Source organism: Bacillus sp. EKM208B (assembly GCF_011800725.1).
Classification (GTDB): Bacteria; Bacillota; Bacilli; order Bacillales; family Bacillaceae; genus Bacillus; species Bacillus velezensis.
Window position 1 is genome coordinate 261,605 of record NZ_JAANHO010000002.1, and the last position, 14,795, is coordinate 276,399.

Annotated in this window: 14 protein-coding genes; 2 read left to right on the forward strand and 12 right to left on the reverse strand. The window is 47.1% G+C overall.

Annotation, left to right across the window (positions count from 1 at the left end; translation table 11 throughout):
• Positions 1 to 17: 17 nt before the first annotated feature.
• The 8 genes from dtd to G9F75_RS04130 all read right to left on the reverse strand — a co-directional run bounded on the left by dtd (position 18) and on the right by G9F75_RS04130 (position 9,340).
• A complete protein-coding gene (gene dtd, locus G9F75_RS04095; RefSeq protein ID WP_007408194.1) occupies positions 18 to 461 on the reverse strand; it encodes a D-aminoacyl-tRNA deacylase in 444 nt (147 codons plus the stop codon).
• Positions 462 to 473: 12 nt separating this feature from the next.
• Positions 474 to 2,678, reverse strand: coding sequence for a GTP diphosphokinase (gene relA, locus G9F75_RS04100; protein WP_003152716.1), 2,205 nt, complete (start codon positions 2,676 to 2,678; stop codon positions 474 to 476).
• Between the two features lie 157 nt (positions 2,679 to 2,835).
• Positions 2,836 to 3,348: an adenine phosphoribosyltransferase gene (locus G9F75_RS04105; protein WP_003152714.1), complete on the reverse strand. Its 513-nt coding sequence runs from the start codon at positions 3,346 to 3,348 to the stop codon at positions 2,836 to 2,838.
• A 5-nt stretch (positions 3,349 to 3,353) separates the two neighbouring features.
• Positions 3,354 to 5,714, reverse strand: coding sequence for a single-stranded-DNA-specific exonuclease RecJ (gene recJ, locus G9F75_RS04110; RefSeq protein ID WP_061862432.1), 2,361 nt, complete (start codon positions 5,712 to 5,714; stop codon positions 3,354 to 3,356).
• Positions 5,715 to 5,769: 55 nt separating this feature from the next.
• The gene (locus tag G9F75_RS04115) at positions 5,770 to 6,096 is read right to left on the reverse strand and encodes a LapA family protein (protein WP_061862433.1); all 327 of its coding nucleotides are present in this window, start codon (positions 6,094 to 6,096) and stop codon (positions 5,770 to 5,772) included.
• Between the two features lie 63 nt (positions 6,097 to 6,159).
• On the reverse strand, positions 6,160 to 6,657 hold the full coding sequence (locus G9F75_RS04120; RefSeq protein ID WP_017418232.1) for a cation:proton antiporter regulatory subunit: 498 nt from the start codon (positions 6,655 to 6,657) through the stop codon (positions 6,160 to 6,162).
• A gap of 130 nt (positions 6,658 to 6,787) precedes the next feature.
• Complete coding sequence (gene secDF / locus G9F75_RS04125; protein WP_095284145.1) at positions 6,788 to 9,007, reverse strand: protein translocase subunit SecDF; 2,220 nt, start codon at positions 9,005 to 9,007, stop codon at positions 6,788 to 6,790.
• 36 nt (positions 9,008 to 9,043) lie between these two features.
• Positions 9,044 to 9,340, reverse strand: coding sequence for a post-transcriptional regulator (locus G9F75_RS04130; protein WP_014418531.1), 297 nt, complete (start codon positions 9,338 to 9,340; stop codon positions 9,044 to 9,046).
• A 115-nt stretch (positions 9,341 to 9,455) separates the two neighbouring features.
• Between G9F75_RS04130 and spoVB the strand changes: the two genes are divergently transcribed.
• Positions 9,456 to 11,012, forward strand: a complete 1,557-nt coding sequence (gene spoVB / locus G9F75_RS04135; RefSeq protein WP_095284147.1) for a stage V sporulation protein B — start codon at positions 9,456 to 9,458, stop codon at positions 11,010 to 11,012.
• Positions 11,013 to 11,019: 7 nt separating this feature from the next.
• Here the strand turns inward: spoVB and G9F75_RS04140 are convergent, their stop codons facing one another.
• Entirely contained in the window at positions 11,020 to 11,676 is a 657-nt protein-coding gene (locus G9F75_RS04140; protein ID WP_014418533.1) for a DUF421 domain-containing protein, read from the reverse strand.
• 167 nt (positions 11,677 to 11,843) lie between these two features.
• On the opposite strand from G9F75_RS04140, the gene G9F75_RS04145 reads away from it, so the two are divergent.
• Positions 11,844 to 12,230: a TIGR04086 family membrane protein gene (locus G9F75_RS04145; protein WP_003152697.1), complete on the forward strand. Its 387-nt coding sequence runs from the start codon at positions 11,844 to 11,846 to the stop codon at positions 12,228 to 12,230.
• Positions 12,231 to 12,282: 52 nt separating this feature from the next.
• On the opposite strand, the gene yajC is transcribed toward G9F75_RS04145, so the two are convergent.
• Genes yajC through queA form a run of 3 tightly spaced genes read right to left on the reverse strand, consistent with a single transcriptional unit; the run spans position 12,283 to position 14,775 of the window.
• Entirely contained in the window at positions 12,283 to 12,543 is a 261-nt protein-coding gene (yajC, locus tag G9F75_RS04150) for a preprotein translocase subunit YajC (protein ID WP_061862434.1), read from the reverse strand.
• 30 nt (positions 12,544 to 12,573) lie between these two features.
• Complete coding sequence (gene tgt, locus G9F75_RS04155) at positions 12,574 to 13,719, reverse strand: tRNA guanosine(34) transglycosylase Tgt (protein ID WP_014305500.1); 1,146 nt, start codon at positions 13,717 to 13,719, stop codon at positions 12,574 to 12,576.
• Between the two features lie 27 nt (positions 13,720 to 13,746).
• Positions 13,747 to 14,775: a tRNA preQ1(34) S-adenosylmethionine ribosyltransferase-isomerase QueA gene (gene queA, locus G9F75_RS04160; RefSeq protein ID WP_003152692.1), complete on the reverse strand. Its 1,029-nt coding sequence runs from the start codon at positions 14,773 to 14,775 to the stop codon at positions 13,747 to 13,749.
• Positions 14,776 to 14,795 lie beyond the last annotated feature (20 nt).

Sequence of the window (14,795 nt, forward strand, 5' to 3'; positions counted from 1 at the left end):
CCGAACGGCAGCTTTTTTTATTGTTTAGAATCCATAATCAATGTAATCGGCCCCGAATTCGTCAGCTGAACATCCATCATGGCTCCGAATATTCCGGTTTCCACTTTGACTCCTTTTTCCCGAAGGAGTTCGTTCCACTTTTCATAAAGGAGCACAGCCTGATCCGGTTTAGCCGCATTCATAAAATTCGGGCGTCTCCCTTTCTTCGTTTCGCCGTAAAGCGTAAACTGGGAAACGGATAAAATCTCCCCGCCCGTATCCAAAAGCGATAAATTCATCTTGCCGCTTTCATCATCAAAAATCCGAAGATTCACGATTTTATCCGCCAAGTAAGCGGCATCTTCTTCTGTATCTTCATGAGTGATGCCGACAAGCGCCATAATGCCGGGTCCGATCCGGCCGGCGACAGCGCCGTCAACCGTCACACTTGCTTCTGTTACACGCTGAACAACTAATTTCATAGCAAGCTCCTTTTAGTTCATTACCCGCCGGACTGAATAGATGTCTCTGATCTGCTTAATCCGCTCGACCACTTTGTGCAGATGATTGATGTTTTGAATAAAAATCGCCATATGAATCGTAGCGACTTTATTGCGGTCGGATTTGCCGGAGACAGAGGAGATGTTGGTTTTCGTCTCATTTACGGCTTGGAGCACCTCATTTAAAAGCCCGAGACGGTCATACCCCAAAATCTCAATCTCAACGTTATATTCTTTGCGTCTTTGAACCTGTGATTCATGCTCCCATTCAACAGGGATCAGACGTTCCTGCGCTTCATTCGTTTTGACGTTCGGACAGTCATCCCGGTGAACGGATACACCGCGCCCTTTTGTAATAAAACCGACGATATGGTCGCCCGGCACCGGGTTGCAGCATTTCGACAAGCGGACGAGAAGGTTGTCAATGCCTTTTACGCGCACACCCGCTTCCCGTTTTCTCCCTTGCGGATAATGTTTCGGCTCGGAAGTGACTTCCTGAACGATTTTTTCCTGCTCTTCCTGGTCACGCAGCTTCCGCTCTTTTTCAGTGAGCCTGTTGGCCACCTGAAGAGCGGTAATGCCGTTATACCCGACCGCCGCGTACATATCCTCTTCATTTGAGAAATTGAACTTGTCGGCAACTTTTTGAAGATTTTCGAGTGTTAAAACATCTTTCACTTCAAAATCAAGATTTTTAATTTCTTTCTCGACAAGCTCACGGCCTTTTTCGACGTTTTCTTCACGGCGCTGTTTCTTAAAGAATTGGCGGATTTTGTGTTTCGCCTGGGACGTCTGCGCCAGTTTGACCCAGTCTTGGCTCGGGCCGTATGAATGCTTGGACGTCAGAATCTCGACGATGTCGCCCGTCCGGAGCTTATGGTCAAGCGTCACCATTTTTCCGTTCACTTTCGCCCCGATTGTTTTGTTGCCGATCTCCGAGTGTATCCTGTAGGAAAAATCAATCGGCACAGAGCCTGACGGCAGTTCAATGACATCGCCTTTTGGCGTAAATACGTATACCATGTCAGAAAACAGATCGATTTTCAGCGATTCCATAAATTCTTCCGCATCGGTAGACTCGTTTTGGAATTCCAGAATTTCACGGAACCAGGACAGTTTTTTCTCAAATGTCGCTTCTTCGTTTGCAGCCTTGCCTTCTTTATATGCCCAGTGTGCGGCCACCCCGTATTCAGCGATCTCATGCATCTCAAACGTTCTGATCTGCACTTCCAGCGGATCGCCTTTAGGCCCGATTACGGTCGTATGCAGCGACTGATACATATTCGGCTTAGGCATCGCAATATAATCTTTGAATCTGCCCGGCATCGGCTTCCAGCACGTATGAATAATGCCGAGTACGGCGTAGCAGTCTTTAATGCTTCCGACAAGAATACGGACGGCGAGCAGATCATATATTTCATTGAACTGTTTATTTTGTAGCGCCATCTTGCGGTAAATGCTGTAGATGTGCTTCGGGCGTCCTGAAAAGTCCGCTTTGATATTCACTTCTTCGACCCGTTTTTTCACTTCATTGACAACCTCTTCGACATAAAGTTCGCGTTCCGCGCGCTTTTTCTTCATGAGGTTGACGATTCTGTAATACTGCTGAGGATTCAAATAACGGAGAGCGGTGTCTTCAAGCTCCCATTTGATTTTAGAAATCCCGAGCCGATGGGCCAGCGGAGCGAAAATCTCCAGCGTCTCATTTGAAATTCTCCGCTGCTTTTCCTGCGGAAGATGCTTTAACGTCCGCATATTGTGAAGGCGATCCGCCAGCTTGATCAATATGACTCTGATATCCTGAGCCATAGCGACAAACATTTTTCGATGGTTTTCCGCCTGCTGCTCCTCTTGAGATTTATACTTAATTTTACCGAGCTTCGTCACGCCGTCGACAAGCATCGCCACTTCTTCAGAAAATGCTTCCTTCAGGTCGTCGAGGGTGACATCCGTGTCCTCTACCACGTCATGCAGAAATCCGCCCGCAATTGTGGAAGGGTCCATTTCCAGATCGACGAGAATCCCCGCCACCTGAATCGGATGAATGATGTACGGCTCACCTGATTTGCGGTACTGTTCGCGATGCGCGTTTTGCGCATACAGGTAAGCTTTCTCAACAAACGCAATCTGCTCCTCCGGCAGATAAGTGCGCGCTTTATCTATTACTTGCTCGGCAGTCAATACTTGTTCGTTCGCCATGGAATCACCTTTTTTAAATGTAAACTGTATTAGTTTATTATCAAGAAAAAAACGAGAGATGTAAAGGGCAGAAGTTCAAAACACCTAAAGAATCTGTCAGGATGATGAAATAATAGGAAAAAAGCACCCTGACACGAGTGCTTTTTTCCATATGCGGTTAATATTTCATTAATGTTAAAATATCGTAATCGTCAAGCTTGTCTCTGCCGTCAAGGTAAGAAAGCTCGATTAAGAACGCAATACCGGCTACGACGCCGCCCAGTTCTTCGACTAGCTTAATCGTTGCTTCGATCGTGCCGCCTGTTGCAAGCAAGTCATCAGTAATCAGCACGCGCTGTCCCGGCAGAATCGCATCTTTATGAATCGTCAGTACGTCTTTTCCGTACTCCAAACCGTAATCGACTTTAATGACCTCACGCGGAAGTTTTCCTTCTTTCCGAACCGGCGCAAAGCCGACTCCGAGAGCGTATGCAACCGGACAGCCGATAATAAAGCCGCGCGCTTCAGGCCCGACAACTAAATCAATTTCTTTTTCTTTTGCATATTCAACAATTTGGTCAGTAGCGTAACGGTATACGTCGCCTTTGTCCATCAATGTCGTAATATCTTTAAATTGTACGCCTTCTTTCGGGTAATCGGGCACAATTGTTACGTATTTTTTAAGATCCATCTGTTCTATGTCCTCCTCGTACTTTCATAAGCTTCTGAACCTTGGTTCATCAGCTTATTCAGCCATTCCTTCAGCTCATGGGCTGCGGAATAATTGAGCTTCTGGTCTAATTCCATCAGCTGCTGTTTTACCTGATAGGTTTGCGAATCTGCCAGGTCGCGTTTTTTCGCGCCGCTCACGACAGACAGCACACCATCTTCTATTTTAACAAAACCGAGATCAAAAAACACCTTTGTCATGAAATTGATTGTGTCAATTGACCATCCTCTGTGTCTCGCAAGCTCTGAACCATGCTTGCCGAAGTCAAAAGCGCCCCTTTTTAAGAGAAATGCGTAAAACCACTTGAAATCATTCCGCGATGGAAATGAGGACAGGAAATGTTCTTCATGATTGATAAAAACAAAATAAATCCGTTCCGGCTTCTTTCCGTCAAGCAAATGCTGCAGGCGATCCGCTGACGGCGGCACATCCAGAAAAACGGCATATTTTCCGTCAAGCTGGAGAGCTTCCGCCTCGGATTCCGAAGTGATCCCGGCCAGCTCGCCCGACAGCTCTTTTTCACGAAGCTTCTGAGCGGTTTTTTCGTTAAAGCTGATGAGCACCCGTTTTTCCTTCGGCAGCGCGGTGACCGTGTCTTCCCACGTCCGCTTGCCCCTGATATCAAAAAGCTGCCATTCCGGCACCGCAGCATCTTTAATCATCAACTGGGGTTTCTTTCTGTTGTTCCATTCATTAATGGACATCTCGCCGACAATGGAAATCGTTGATCCGGGGACAACTCCGGCTTCAAGCTCCCCTTTGTTAAAGCCGACGCAGTCAAGGACGGCGGAATCACTTTTCACCGTCATTTTCACGTGATTTTTATTCGCTCCGATCAGGCGCACATCATCAAGCACGGCATTTTTCACCATCACATGCGGTTTAGGGTTAAGCATGCCGAACGGCGACAGCATCTTCAATTCTGTAATGCTTTCAACGGTTATGTCTTCAACGCCGCAGACAAGATCAACCTCCTGAACGGGAATAAAATCCTCTTCCGTAAGGGTTTCTTCAGCCATTTGATTCAGCCTGTCCCTTAATTCCGCCACATCTTCAGCCTTCAACGTCATTCCTGCCGCCATCGGATGCCCGCCGAAATGAGGAAGAATGTCTCTGCACTGTGAAAGGCTCGTAAAAAGGTTGAAGCCTCTGATGCTTCGCGCCGACCCTTTAGCGATGCCCTGCTCCTCATCTATCCCAAGCACAACAGCGGGCCGGTAAAAACGTTCAGCCAGCTTCGATGCGACAATACCGACGACTCCCGGATTCCAGCCGGCTTTTGCCACTACAATGGCAGACGGGTTTCCGCCTTGCTGCTGAACCATTTCAACAGCCTCTTCGGTCATGGTTTTCACCATTTTCTGCCGCTCTTTATTCAGCCGGTCAATATCCGAAGCCAGTTCCTCCGCTTCAAACTGATCTTCGGTCATCAGCAGATGCACGGCGGGATCGGCCTGTTCTATTCTTCCGACGGCATTGAGCCTCGGCGCGACCTGAAATCCGATCGTTTCCTCATCAGCTTGTCCGATATCTCCGCCGGAAAGCTTAATCAGAGCTTTGAGGCCCGGCCGATTTGTCGTCCGAAGCCTTTCGATCCCGAGTGACGCAATTAATCTGTTTTCATCATGAAGAGGCACCAGATCTGCAACCGTACCGATTGCCGCCAAGTCCAGCATAGCTACCGGCAAAGAACCCGTAAGCGCGTGGGCAAGCTTAAACGCCACACCGACGCCGGCCAATTCTTTAAACGGATAGCCGCATCCCGGCTGCTTCGGGTGGATGATCGCAAATACGTCAGGAAGCTCGGGTCCCGGCTCATGGTGGTCGGTAATAATGACGTCTAAGCCCAGCTCTTTTGCGACTTCAGCTTCATGGACGGCGGCGATTCCCGTATCCACTGTAATGATCAGCGAAAATCCCCGCTCTTTTATGGAACGGAAAGCTTGTTCATTCGGGCCGTAGCCTTCTGTGAAACGGTCGGGAATATAAAAGTCAACGTCCGCCGACAGCTGTCTGAGTGCCGTCAGCATCACTGACGTGCTTGTAACGCCGTCTGCATCGTAATCTCCGTAAATCATAATCGGTTCCCCTTGAGAAACCGCCAGTTTTATCCGATCAACTGCTTCCCGCATTCCCTTTAATTCATACGGGTCATAAAAGTCTGCATCCTTTGTATGTAAAAACAGCCTTGCGCTTTCGGCAGTATCAAAACCTCTTTTTACAAGCAGTGATGCCACAAGAGGTGTTATGTCCAATTGTTCTGTGAGTGATTTGACTTTTTCCTGATCCGGCTGCTGGATTTCCCAGCGCATTTTTGACGCTAACATAAATTCACCCCTCAACCACACTATTATACTAGAGCGGACTGAGGGGTTTCAAATGTTATTCTGATCCTTTTTTCTCTTCAAGCATTTCTTCTGGCGGCGCGGCTGTTTTTTGGCCGTCCGAATCAGCCGTCAATTCACCTGCGGATCTGTTTTCTTTCCGCAGGATTTTAATTTCGCGCTTCAGCTTCATCACTTGAAATATACCGGCCGAAAACACGATCAGCGCTCCCATTAACACAGAACCTAAAATGACTAAAATCAGCGGCCATTCAGCGGTTCCGAACAGATAATCAACCTCAACCGCCCGCACGTTAATGACAGCAAAAATGGCGACAATCAGAGTAAATAGTAATGCGAATATAATAGTCCATTGTTTATTCATGCGTCTGCCCCCAATCGTTCACTCTTATCTTTTCCCCCATTTTCCCGGGAGTAAACTCCGGCCTCAGGAAATTCGGGCCGTTAACTGCTCGCGGACCAGCTTTTTCAGTCCGCTTCTTTCTCCCGATATGACGAGGGTGTCCCCTTCTTCAATTACGGTATCAATGCCGGGGCTCAGCTGTTTTTGCCGATTTTTCTTTACGATCGCAATAATCTGGACGTTGTAATGTTTCTTGATCTCCAAATCTCCGATTGTACGGCTGACAGCCGGTGCATGAGATTCGGCTTTAAACCACTCAATAACGAGGCCATCAAGCGCGACTTCCACAGATTCCAGCGCTTTCGGCTTATACGTCATCCCGCCTAAAATAGCGGAAATCTGCCTCGCCTCTTCGTCGTTAAATTCAACGGATGCCAAGCATTCGTCATGATCATTCTCATCGAAGTAATAGAGCTCTTTTCTGCCGTCATCATGAAGAATAATACTGATTTTATCGTGATTTTTCGTAATGACTTCTACTTTCTGGCCGATGCCCGGAAGCTCCGACTCACGAACGTTCATAAGAACCCTCCTACATGTTTTTACAATGATGATTGATTATGTAAGCGTATGTCATTATAGCAAATGCAGGTTTTAAGTTCAATGCAGCCTGAAAAAACAGGTGCCTTCTGCAAGACAGCCTGTTCCCATTTTACTCTTCGATTGATTTTTTCCCTTTAAATTCTTTTCCTTTCCATACAAGCCACAGCTGCGCGGCGATGTAAAGAGAGGAATAAACACCCGTCAATAAACCGACCAATAAAGCGACGGAGAAGTTTGTAATTGACGATGAGCCCAAAATGAGCAGCACGACGACAACAATCACAACGGTCAAGACCGTATTGATCGAACGTGTAAAGGTTTGCTGCAAGCTCAGATTCACGATATGTTCCAGATCGGCAAATGACTTCGGCTTACGTTTTTTCATCTGCTCACGTATCCGGTCAAATGTAACGATCGTATCATTTATCGAGTAACCGATTATGGTGAGTACAGCGGCGATAAAGGTGACATCGACCTCCAGCCTGGTAATGCTGAAAAACGCGACGATAAAGAAAGCGTCATACAGCAGGGATACAATTGCGGCGATTGCCATTCTGTACTCGAAACGGATTGACACGTAAATAATGATGCCGATTGATGCAATGGCGACAGCATATAAAGCATTACGGGCCAGTTCTTTTCCGACTGTCGGCGATACCGTGCTGACGTTCGGTTCAGATCCGTATTTGTCCTTAAAGTACGTTTTGATTTCAGCGATTTTTTCTTTAGACGGCTCTCCGACAAACCGGGCCGCGGCAACATGGTTCTCTTTACCAGAAAGCACGATGTTTTCCGGCTCCATGCCGAGAGAATCAAAATCTTTTTCAACCTGCTGCACCGTCAAAGAATGATTGCTCTGCACGTCAATCCGTGCGCCGCTTGCAAAATCAATTCCCAGGTTGAGTTTAAAGACCAGTAAGATGATAATTCCCGCAATGGTTACAGCGCTTGAGAAAATAAAGAAATATTTTCGCTTGCTCGTGAAATCCCATTTTTGGAATGCCGTATGCGGTTCAGTATTTTCATCCGTTTTTTGAATGTCCATAATATGTTTTTTCTTGACGCCGAACCAGCCTTTTTTCCGGTCAAGCCATCTGCTTTCCACGAGAAGAGAGAGCAGGAATCTTGAAAGGAAGACAGCTGTAATAAAGCTTGTCAGAATTGACAGAATCAGCATCGTCGCAAACCCTTTTACAGAGCTTGTCCCGAAAATAAAGAGCACGACCGCTGCGATAATCGTTGTGATGTTCGCATCGAAAATCGTCGCGAATGACCGTCTGTTCCCTGAACGGAAAGCTGAGCGGACGGATTTGCCGAGTTTCAGTTCTTCTTTTATCCGTTCATAGGTGATGATGTTGGCGTCAACCGCCATCCCGACACCCAAAATGAGCGCCGCAATACCCGGAAGCGTCAGCACCGCCTGCATCCAGTCAAACACTTGAAGCGTGATATACACGTATACAGAAAGCGTAATTACCGCTATGAGTCCAGGCAGTCTGTAATAAAGCAGCATAAATAAGAAAACAATTGCAATACCGATGATGCCGGCCTCTACCGTATCATGCAAAGCCTGCTGTCCGAATTGCGCCCCTACGGAAGTAGAGTATTTTTCGGTCAGTTTCACAGGCAGCGCGCCCGCGTTTAAAATATTGGCCAAGTCCTTCGCTTTTTGAACGGTGAACTGGCCTTCAATCGTGACATCCTTTGTATTTAGTTCCCGGCTCACATTCGGAGCGGATACATATTTCGGATGTTTTTTGCCGACTTCTTTTTTAAATGAATCGCCTTTTTGGTAATCAAGCCAGATCACAAGCTGATTATTAGGCGCCATTTTCTTGACTTTTTTCGTCACTTCTCCGAACTTATCCGCATCCTTCAGCTTAACGCTGACAATCGGTTCGTTCGTCGTCGGATCAAAGGTTTGCTTCGCGCCGTTTTCCACGAGATCAGAGCCGTTTAACAGCTCTTTATCATTCGTATCCCTGAACGAGAGCTGCGCTTCCGTTGACAGAATTTCGCGCGCCCTGTTCTGATTCGTGACGCCCGCCAGCTGTACGCGGATGCGGTTATTTCCTTCAATCTGAATGTTCGGCTCGCTTACGCCGAGAACGTTAGCCCGGCGGTTCAGCGCCTGCACCGTGCTGACGAGCACGTCTTTTGTGATTTTATCGCCTTTTTTGACGGGCTGCACATCGTACAGAACTTCAAACCCGCCGCGTAAATCCAATCCTAACGTAATATTATTGGCAGCCGGTTTTGTAAAATACCCCAGCCCTGTGCCGATCAATAATACGATCAGGAAAAACGCAATCAAGCGTCCTTTTTTCATTATGTATTTCCTCCTTAAACCTATGCCGTCAAATCATTATCTCAGCAGTTCATCTAAAGCTTCCTGACCCTCATCGCTTTCCAGCCAATTAGACGACTTAAAAGCTTCAACGGTTGCATAGTTCATAAAATCGCCAATTTTAACTGATAAAATATGACCGGCCAATTCATGCAGCGGCAGTTCCTTTTTCTGTTTCCACTTTTTATGTATTAAGTATGACCATAAACTCTCGTGCTCAACATCATCGTATCCGAGGATTTTGAACTCTTCAAGTTTACTGTACAAAAAAGGCCGCAAATGATCTTTGTATATTTCGGCGGGATGTTTCTCCACTGGGCGCTCGCTCCTTTTTCCATTTTTCTCGAAGACTTGTCATGCTCGGACGACATCGGCGCATATCTTTATTGTATATGATTCCAGGTAGTTTGAGAAGGCAGGGGTTTATAAAATGGCAAAACAGACTTTTTTAAGAGGCACTCTTATTCTCATCGCAGCCGGGATGATTACGAGAATGCTCGGCTTTGTCAACCGGGTGGTTATCGCCCGGTTTATCGGTGAAGAAGGGGTCGGTTTATACATGATGGCTGCCCCGACATTTTTCTTGGCCACCACTTTGACTCAATTCGGCCTCCCCGTTGCCATCAGCAAACTTGTCGCTGAAGCAAGCGCGCGGGGGGACCGGCAGAAAATGAAACACATTTTAGTGATGTCGCTTACCGTCACCGGGATATTAAGTCTCATCTTCACGCCGCTGTTTTTATGCTTTGCGCCGATTATGTCCGAAACGATGCTGACGGATCAGCGCACGGTTTACCCGCTTCTGGCGATTACGCCCGTCGTGCCGATTATCGCAATCTCCAGCGTGCTGCGCGGTTACTTTCAGGGCAGGCAGAATATGAACCCGCTGGCGTTTTCCCAAGTGCTTGAGCAGATCGTGCGGATTTCACTTGTCGCGGTCTGCACGACGGTGTTTCTGCCGTACGGGATTGAATATGCCGCAGCCGGAGCTATGATTTCGTCTGTCATCGGGGAGCTTGCCTCTCTTATTTATTTATTCATTTGTTTTAAAGCAAATAAAACAATCAGAATCAGAAAACAATTTTTCAAGTCGATTGCAAATGGAAAAGAAACCTTCCGCCAGCTGATGAGCGTGTCGCTCCCGACAACCGGAAGCCGCTTCATCGGAAATTTATCTTGGTTTTTTGAACCTATTGTCGTCGCTCAGAGCCTTGCGATTGCAGGAGTGGCCACCGCTGCCGCCACCAGCCAGTACGGGGAGCTGACCGGATTTGCCATGACGGTTTTGACGCTGCCCAGCTTTATAACCTATTCTCTGTCAACGGCGCTTGTTCCTGCGATCAGTGAAGGAATGGAGCAAAAAAAGCTGCAAGTTGTCGAATACCGTCTGGAACAGGCGATGAGGCTGTGTCTTTTAAGCGGAGGCATTTCGGTGGTTATTTTATTCTCTTTCGCTGATGAACTGATGTCCGTCATGTACGGATCAACTAATGCAGCGGTATTTGTTAAAGTGATGGCGCCGTTTTTTCTGCTTTACTATTTTCAGGGGCCCCTTCAGGCGGTGCTGCAGGCTCTCAATTTAGCCGGGGCCGCCATGATGAACAGTTTTATCGGCGCCGCTGTCAAAACCGGCCTGATTTTTGTTTTGGCGACCAGGCCTTCATTGGGCATCATGGGCGCCGCACTTGCGATTGTAACGGGGATGGTCCTTGTCACCCTGCTGCATGCGGCCACCGTAAGCAAGGTGCTTCCGATCAGCATTAAAATAAAAGAATACGCGCGCTGTTTTGCCGTTATATTCATTTGCGGTTATGTCAGCCGCATCATCAAGCACGCCGTTCATTTTTCAGGGTCAGAGGCTGTTAATCTCACTGGCTGGATTGCAATGACCGCGGTTTTGTACATTGCGCTTCTTCTGTTATTCAGGCTGATAAAAAGGGAAGAGCTGATCCGGATTCCGGTCATCGGCAAGTTCGTGACGCGGTAAAACCGATTTATGGCTCCCCTTTTTCATCTTTAAGATCAATAAAAAAAGCGCCGTCCGTAAACGTGCAGAATGATATAACCGAAAGATCGCGATATCCTCTTTTTGCTAAGTTTTTTTCGAGCCAGTGTTTATCTTTCCCGATTCTGTCCAGATGCTCGTTCTGAATGACCCCGTCAACGATAAGCGATGTTTCCATCTGCTTATCCTTATTAGTTTTCTTTTTGACGATCGACAGTTTGCCCGAAGACTCCAAAATGGCATATGACACGTCAGAGATTCTATCGATGTTATTTTCCCTCAGCTGCATAAGAAGATCGTCAAAATTGTAGCGCTGCGATCTCATCGCCCGTTCATCAATTTTTCCCTGTTTTATAATAATGGTGGGTTTTCCGTCAAGCAGCTGCCGTATTTTTTGGCTTTTGAGCGAAATAAAAGCAAGGCTTACTTGAATAATCATTAAAACGACAATCGGCACAATTGTATGCAAAAGCTTATCTTTTACATTTTCAATTGCCAATACGGCAATCTCGGCAATCATAATGGAGACGACAAGGTCTAAAATGCTCAGTTCTCCGATTTCCCGTTTTCCCATCAGTCTGAAAATCACAAGAATGATAAAATAAAGCACAATCGTACGAAACGTAATAATGATAATATCTTCCATATCGCACCTCCAACGGTCATAGCATTTGCCATCGGCTCTGAATTATGTAAGAAACGGGCTGAACATCATGCATTTACGTCTAATTCGAACATTCAGAGAATACATTTAGAAAAAGACGGGCTCCGGCTTGTCATATATCAGGCCGCAGGGGCGGAGAGGAGATAAAAATGGAAGAAACGAAACAAGTGGGAAGAGGCGTCTTGTATGGCTTAGTGGCTATCTTTGCGGTGATGCTTCTTACGAGTTTGGCGATTTCGCTTTTACTGACGGTTACCTCAATGGAAGAATCATCTTTCAGCTGGCTGATCACCGCGCTTTCCTTTCTTTCTTTATTTGCGGGCGGTTTTATATCGGGCGGCAAAGCGAAGGAAAAAGGCTGGATGATCGGGGCTTTAACCGCCGTCTGTTTTTCATTAATCATCTTGCTGTTTCAATATTTAGGGTTCGGAAAAACGTTTACATCCGGTCAGCTTTTGTTTCATCTCGGCTTTTTGGGAGTCAGCATGCTGGGCGGCATTTTCGGAGTGAATTTGAAAGGAAGCAGATCAGCGTAATAAAAAAAGAGCGGATTCTCCGCTCTTTTTTTTGTATGTATGAGCTTCGCTGTTATTCAGCGGAAGCTTCTCTGATTGCACGGCGGTCAAATGTTAAACGGGTGTTATCACCTGTTTTAATGATGACCTTGCTTTCATCAATTGAATCAACAGTGCCGTGCAATCCTCCGATTGTCACCACTGTATCCCCTTTTTTCAGCTCTTCCTGCATCTGGCGTACGGCCTTCTGCTGCTTTTGCTGCGGACGGATGAGCAGGAAATAAAGCACTGCAAACATTAAAATAATAGGAACGATTGTGCCTAAAGTACCCATCTGTTTCCCTCCTTTCAAGAATGGTTTTATTTAGAAGCTTTTCGCATTTGGCTTATTATAGCCGTAACGCTCAAAGAACTCTTCTCGGAAATCACCAAGACGATCCTCCCGGATGGCTTGTCTGACCTGCTCCATTAAGTGTAACAGAAAATGAAGGTTATGGTAAGTTGTTAATCGAATTCCAAACGTTTCATTACAGCGGATCAAATGTCTGATGTAAGCGCGGGAGTAATTTTGGCATGTATGGCAGCTGCACTCTTCGTCAATCGGACGGAAATCACGCTCATATTTGGCGTTTTTCATGTTCAGACGCCCTTCATTCGTAAACACCGTGCCGTTTCGGGCAATCCGGGTCGGCAGTACGCAGTCAAACATATCCACGCCGCGGATGGCGCCGTCAATTAAGGCATCCGGTGAACCCACACCCATTAAATATCTCGGCTTGTCCTTCGGTAAAAGCGGAGTTGTAAACTCAAGCACTCGGTTCATGACGTGCTTCGGCTCGCCGACAGATAATCCGCCTATGGCATAACCCGGAAAATCAAGCGAAACCAAGTCTTTTGCACTTTGTGTCCGCAGATCTTCGTATTCTCCGCCCTGTACGATTCCGAACAGCCCCTGCTCATCTGAGCGCCCGTGCGCCTCCAGGCAGCGTTCCGCCCAGCGGCTGGTCCGTTCCACAGAGCGTTTCATGTAATCATACTCTGCCGGATACGGCGGACACTCATCAAACGCCATCATGATATCAGAGCCGAGGGCGTTTTGAATTTCCATCGCTTTTTCCGGAGATAAAAACAGTTTGTCTCCGTTTAAGTGATTGCGGAAATGAACGCCTTCTTCTTCTATATTACGAAACTTGCTCAATGAAAAGACCTGAAAACCGCCGGAATCCGTTAAAATCGCGCGGTCCCAGTTCATAAACTTATGAAGCCCGCCCGCTTCTTTTACAATGTCATGTCCCGGGCGGAGCCATAAATGGTACGTATTGCTTAAAATAATGCCCGCATCCATAGATTTCAGCTCGTCCGGAGACATCGTCTTTACCGTAGCAAGCGTGCCGACCGGCATAAATACAGGCGTCTCAAAGGAGCCGTGGGGCGTATGAACTCTGCCCAGGCGCGCTCCCGTTTGTTTGCATTCCTTTATAAATTCATAACGTATCGGTTGTTCAGCCACTTTGTATGAGGCCTCCTGTCATTCAAATTAGATAATCAGCATGGCGTCGCCAAAGCTGAAGAAACGATATTCCTCTTCTACCGCATGACGGTAGGCGGAAAGAACATGCTCTCTGCCGGCAAGCGCAGAAACGAGCATGATAAGGGAAGATTTCGGAAGATGAAAATTGGTGATCATGCCGTCAATCGCCTTAAATTCATATCCCGGATAAATGAAGATGGACGTCCAGCCGCTTGAAGCGGTAAATACGCCGTCATGCTCGCCGGCAATGGTTTCCAGGGTGCGCGTTGATGTCGTCCCGACCGACACAATGCGCCCTCCCGCCTTTCTGACCTCGTTTAAAGAGGCGGCGGTTTCTTCCGTCATTTCATAAAATTCCGCGTGCATGTTATGCTCTTCCACATCATCCGCACTGACCGGGCGGAATGTGCCGAGTCCCACATGAAGTGTGATAAATTCAATCCGCACACCCTTTTGCTTCAGCTCGTCCAGAATCTCTTCCGTAAAATGAAGTCCGGCCGTCGGAGCTGCGGCAGATCCGATTTCTTTTGAAAAGACGGTCTGATACCGTTCTTTATCATCAAGCTGCTCTTTAATATAAGGAGGCAGCGGCATTTCACCGAGTGATTCAAGCACTTCGTAAAAAATCCCGTCATACCGGAATTCTATTTTTCTGCCTCCGTGATCAAGCTCCTCCGTGCAGACCGCTGTCAGCCGGCCGTCGCCAAATGTCAGGACCGTTCCTTTTTTTACGCGTTTCGCCGGTTTTACGAGCGTTTCCCATGTATCATTTTCTTCCTGTTTTAATAACAGAAGCTCCACTTTCGCTCCCGTATCTTCTTTTGTGCCGAATAATCTTGCAGGCAGCACACGGGTATTGTTCAAGACGAGGCAATCCCCTTCATTAAAAAAGCTTACAATCTCTTTAAATGAACTGTCCGTCAGCCCGCCCGTCTGTTTGTCGAGCACCATCAGCCGCGATGCGTCACGCTCTTTCAGCGGCACTTGGGCAATGAGGCGTTCAGGCAGTTCAAAATCAAATAAATCGACTTTCATCATTTCACCTTTATTCTGTC

Excerpts from the sequence above, each read along its gene's own strand:
- G9F75_RS04140 (WP_014418533.1), bottom strand. The coding sequence starts at position 11,676 with ATGGAAGATATTATCATTATTACGTTTCGTACGATTGTGCTTTATTTT.
- spoVB (WP_095284147.1), top strand. The coding sequence starts at position 9,456 with ATGGCAAAACAGACTTTTTTAAGAGGCACTCTTATTCTCATCGCAGCC.
- G9F75_RS04120 (WP_017418232.1), bottom strand. The coding sequence starts at position 6,657 with ATGAACGTTCGTGAGTCGGAGCTTCCGGGCATCGGCCAGAAAGTAGAA.
- recJ (WP_061862432.1), bottom strand. The coding sequence starts at position 5,714 with ATGTTAGCGTCAAAAATGCGCTGGGAAATCCAGCAGCCGGATCAGGAA.
- G9F75_RS04105 (WP_003152714.1), bottom strand. The coding sequence starts at position 3,348 with ATGGATCTTAAAAAATACGTAACAATTGTGCCCGATTACCCGAAAGAA.
- secDF (WP_095284145.1), bottom strand. The coding sequence starts at position 9,007 with ATGAAAAAAGGACGCTTGATTGCGTTTTTCCTGATCGTATTATTGATC.
- relA (WP_003152716.1), bottom strand. The coding sequence starts at position 2,678 with ATGGCGAACGAACAAGTATTGACTGCCGAGCAAGTAATAGATAAAGCG.
- queA (WP_003152692.1), bottom strand. The coding sequence starts at position 14,775 with ATGAAAGTCGATTTATTTGATTTTGAACTGCCTGAACGCCTCATTGCC.
- G9F75_RS04145 (WP_003152697.1), top strand. The coding sequence starts at position 11,844 with ATGGAAGAAACGAAACAAGTGGGAAGAGGCGTCTTGTATGGCTTAGTG.
- dtd (WP_007408194.1), bottom strand. The coding sequence starts at position 461 with ATGAAATTAGTTGTTCAGCGTGTAACAGAAGCAAGTGTGACGGTTGAC.
- yajC (WP_061862434.1), bottom strand. The coding sequence starts at position 12,543 with ATGGGTACTTTAGGCACAATCGTTCCTATTATTTTAATGTTTGCAGTG.
- G9F75_RS04115 (WP_061862433.1), bottom strand. The coding sequence starts at position 6,096 with ATGAATAAACAATGGACTATTATATTCGCATTACTATTTACTCTGATT.